This window comes from Nonomuraea sp. NPDC050202 (assembly GCF_040656115.1).
Taxonomy (GTDB): domain Bacteria; phylum Actinomycetota; class Actinomycetes; order Streptosporangiales; family Streptosporangiaceae; genus Nonomuraea.
This window is the reverse complement of sequence record NZ_JBFALF010000109.1, coordinates 1-3521: the sequence shown is the minus strand read 5'-3', so window position 1 is coordinate 3521 and position 3521 is coordinate 1. Positions and strand designations below refer to the sequence as shown.

The window sequence follows — 3521 nt, the reverse complement described above, 5'->3', positions numbered from 1 at the left end:
CGGACTGTTCGAGCGGCTCGGCTGGGTGAGCAACGTGCACTGGCCGGACGAGGAGCGCATCCAACGCCGCCGCGCCGCCCCGCAGCGGCAAGCCCGCGCCCGGTCTCCGATGCCGTCAGCGGACGACCGAGGCCCACGTCCGGGCCCATGACCGGGCCCCGCGACGAGGGGGCCGGTGTCGCGGCCCCCGCGCCGGTCCGGCACGGCGAGTGACACCGACGTTCCTCCACGGGTCCACGCCACCACCAGTTACCTGGAGTGGGAGCGAGGACCCGGATAGGCGCCGCCTGGATGGGCAGGGGTGGCGGGCGTGGAGTTGCGTCAATTGCGCTATTTCGTAACGCTGGCCGAGGAACTGCATTTCGGCCGGGCGGCCGCACGCGAGCACATCGTGCAGTCCGCGCTGAGCCAGCAGATCCAGCGGCTGGAACGCGAGCTGGGCGTGCGGCTGCTGGACCGCAGCACCCACCACGTCGACCTCACCCCGGCGGGCGCCGCCCTCCTCGTCGAGGCCCGGCAGATCCTCGACCACGTGGGCCGGGCCGCGCAGGCGGCGCGCAACGCCGCCACGTCCGCGCCCACGCTGCGCGCCGGCATCATCGACGCCGGCTACGACACCATGCCGCAGATCCTGCGCGAGCTCCAGCACACCCATCCCGGCATCACGATCCACCAGGTCGAGGCGGGCACCACCGAGCAGTACCGGCAACTGGCCGACGGCCGCCTGGACGTCGCCATCGGACATGCCTCCCAGGCCCCGGCCGACGTCGCCGCCAAGCTGGTCAGGCTCGACCCGCTCGGCGTGCTGGTGCCCGACGAGCACCACTTCGCCGAACTCGACGGCGTACCCGTCGCCGCCCTTTCCGAGGAGTACCTGCTCCTCGGCGAGGAGTCGCAGACCCCGGAGCTCAACCAGTTCGTCATCACGCTGTGTCGTTCTGCCGGGTTCGCGCCCACCGTCTACGAGGGCACCGTGCAGAGCAGCCGCGCCGCCGCCGACCTCGTCCTCCAGCACCGCTGCGTGTACTGCGTCCCCTCCTCCTTCCGCACCTCCAACCGGCCGGGCACCACCTGGCGGCCCCTGACCGAGCCCGCCACGCACTATCCCTGGTCCCTGCTGTGGCACCAGGACAACCCCTCTTCCCACATCGCCACCGTCATCGACAGCGCCCAGCGCCTGGCGGAGCGGCTCGGCTGGCTGGAACCCATCAGCTCCGCCACCGGGCCCGCACCCGGCGAGAGGGCCTCGAACGTCATCAGGTGAACGGGCGCGGCCGGCCAGCCCCGTCGCGCGAACCGCGACCGTCGAACCCATCCCGAGGTCACGGCGGATCTGCCCGGTCGGCCAGGTCGGTGACGGCTCCGGTGGTGCTGGTGGCCGCCAGCGCGGTGGCGAACAGGATGAGCTGGTTGAGCACCTTGAGGAAGAGCAGCATCGCCACCGCTCCGGTGACGACCTGGTAGGCGGGGTTGGCGGCGGTGAGGTTGAGCAGGGCCTGGCCGATGGTCTTGAGGATCTCCAGGCCGATCGTGATGACGAGCGCCGGCCCGATCACGCGGCGCGGCGGTAAGTGCAGCCGTGGTGGCGCGGTGAGCAGGGCCATGGCCAGCAAGGTGTTGACCCCGAATCCCAGCACGAACGCCGCCACGGACAGCACCCACTGGGCGGGGGCGGCCTGCACGCCCACGGTGTTCACCGCGAGCCAGGTCAGCACCCATTCGGCGGCGAAGGCGACGGCGAGCGACAGGGAGAGCAGCACCCCGAGCCCTGCCAGGATGCCCAGGTCGATGAGCTGGCGCAGGAAGAAGCCGCCCGGATACTCCTCCAGCCGCCAGATCGCCCTGGTCGCCGAGCGGAGCGTGTCCATCCAGAACAGGCCCGTCAGCGGGAGCACCACGCAGGCCACCAGCCCGGCCGTTCCTCCGGCGTCGCGAAGCGCCTGGACGTCCAGGCGCGGGAAGGTGTCGCTCAGGTAGCGCTGCATCTCGGTCAGCACCGCCGGCTGGTCCAGGACGCGGCTGAGGACGGCGAACCCCAGCAGGGCCAGGGCGAAGGTGGCGAAGAAGGCGTAGTAGGTGAGGGCGGCCGCCAGCCGGCCGGCGTCGGCCTTGTCGTAGCGGATCAGGGCCCGCACCGTGTGATCCAGCCAGGCATGCCGGCTCCTGGCTCGCTTCCAGCAGGCCGCCAGCCGGCCGGCCCAGCGCTGGGCCGCCCTCATGGCCGGGCCGGAAGGCCGGGGGACGCGACCGTGATCGCGCGCCGTGGTCGTTTCACAGGAAATGGCTCACCGCGCCGTCGTGGATATCTGATAGGGGAAACGGCCCCTACCCCGTGACGCGGATTTCATTTCTCCGGCCTACCCCTTACTGGCTCGAAGCGCGCCGGGCCTGCGGGACGGCGAAAATCCGTCATGGCTGGGCGCGGGTGGCTCAGCGCGGGGAGGTGGCTCAGCGCGGCGAGACGGCTCAGCGCGGGGAGACGGCTCAGCGCGGCGAGGCGGCGAGGGCCGGCATGCCGGTCACGTTCTGATCGGGAAGCGGCGGTCCAGCCCGCTGATCTGCAGCAGCCGGGCGACGCGCGGCGGAACTCCGGTGAGGGCGAGCGTGATGCCCCGGGCCCGGGCGCGGCCTTGGACGCCGATCAGCACCCCGAGCCCGCCGGTGCTGCAGAAGGTGACCTGGGACAGGTCCAGGACGAGCAGGCCGGTGCTGGAGCCGAGGACGTTGATCAGCCGCTGGCGCAGCCGGGCCGTGGTGAAGAGGTCGATGTCCCCCGACAGATGCACAAGAGTCGGAGCTGCGGTGCCCGGTTCGCCGAGTGGGGCGGAGTCGATGGCGGTCATGGAGGTCTCCTCACTGGAGAAGCCGGAACGGACGGGATGCCTGCCGGCCGGAGATCGGTCCTCCGCCGCCAGAGCGGGCGGTGCCCTGAACCGCTCGATCCGGCCGGCAGACGCACGTGGGGTCACGCCGGAGCTGGCCGTTCGCCGGCCCCGTCCATCACGGCCTGCCGGTCCGGCACCGGGTGGAGGCTGAGCCGTGGCGCGGAGGAGACCCGAGGAATCGCCGATGAGGCGGAGCTGAGTGGTGCGGGCCGAGAAGGAGGGATCGACGTCATGGGGCGCCTGGCCTGTCCGGGCCCTCCGAAGGGCCGGTGGTGGTTCGCCGGGGGCGTCGCCGACCTGAATGCCAACGCTCGATAAGTCCTCGGTTTCTTTACTTTACCTTATGAATGGCCCTGAATGTTGCCCTGGAATAGATGCGCCGATTCATTCCAGCTCTGGTTATCAGGTGAAGAGATGAGCTGTGCATGAATTGCCGGTTTCCCCGCCGGCGGCGGCGGTTTCCCCGCTGTCGGCGTCGTCCATGGGGGCGAGCGCGCTCTCGCTGGTGAAGACGAGCCCCAGATCGTCGACGGTGACCTTGACGACCTGGCCGGGCCGGAGCTCGCCGTAGAGGATCTTCTCCGACAGCGAGTCCTCCAGCTCGCGCTGGATCGTACGCCGCAGCGGCCGGGCGCC

Annotated in this window: 4 protein-coding genes; 1 reads left to right on the top strand and 3 read right to left on the bottom strand. The window is 71.1% G+C overall.

Annotated elements, in window-relative coordinates; genetic code table 11:
- Positions 1-325: 325 nt before the first annotated feature.
- On the top strand, positions 326-1264 hold the full coding sequence (locus tag AB0I79_RS63195; protein WP_357896334.1) for a LysR family transcriptional regulator: 939 nt from the start codon (positions 326-328) through the stop codon (positions 1262-1264).
- A gap of 58 nt (positions 1265-1322) precedes the next feature.
- On the opposite strand, the gene AB0I79_RS63190 is transcribed toward AB0I79_RS63195, so the two are convergent.
- The 3 genes from AB0I79_RS63190 to AB0I79_RS63180 all read right to left on the bottom strand — a co-directional run.
- The gene (locus tag AB0I79_RS63190) at positions 1323-2219 is read right to left on the bottom strand and encodes a YihY/virulence factor BrkB family protein (RefSeq protein ID WP_357896331.1); all 897 of its coding nucleotides are present in this window, start codon (positions 2217-2219) and stop codon (positions 1323-1325) included.
- A gap of 300 nt (positions 2220-2519) precedes the next feature.
- Positions 2520-2843 carry an STAS domain-containing protein gene (locus AB0I79_RS63185; RefSeq protein WP_357896328.1) on the bottom strand — a complete coding sequence of 108 codons (324 nt, stop codon included), beginning with the start codon at positions 2841-2843 and terminating at the stop codon, positions 2520-2522.
- A 444-nt stretch (positions 2844-3287) separates the two neighbouring features.
- A partial coding sequence (locus AB0I79_RS63180) for a hypothetical protein (protein WP_357896325.1) occupies positions 3288-3521 on the bottom strand: 234 nt, incomplete at its 5' end.

What these genes read in the sequence shown, in the direction of transcription:
- AB0I79_RS63190 (WP_357896331.1), bottom strand. Translation starts at nt 2,219, where the DNA reads ATGAGGGCGGCCCAGCGCTGGGCCGGCCGGCTGGCGGCCTGCTGGAAG.
- AB0I79_RS63185 (WP_357896328.1), bottom strand. Translation starts at nt 2,843, where the DNA reads ATGACCGCCATCGACTCCGCCCCACTCGGCGAACCGGGCACCGCAGCT.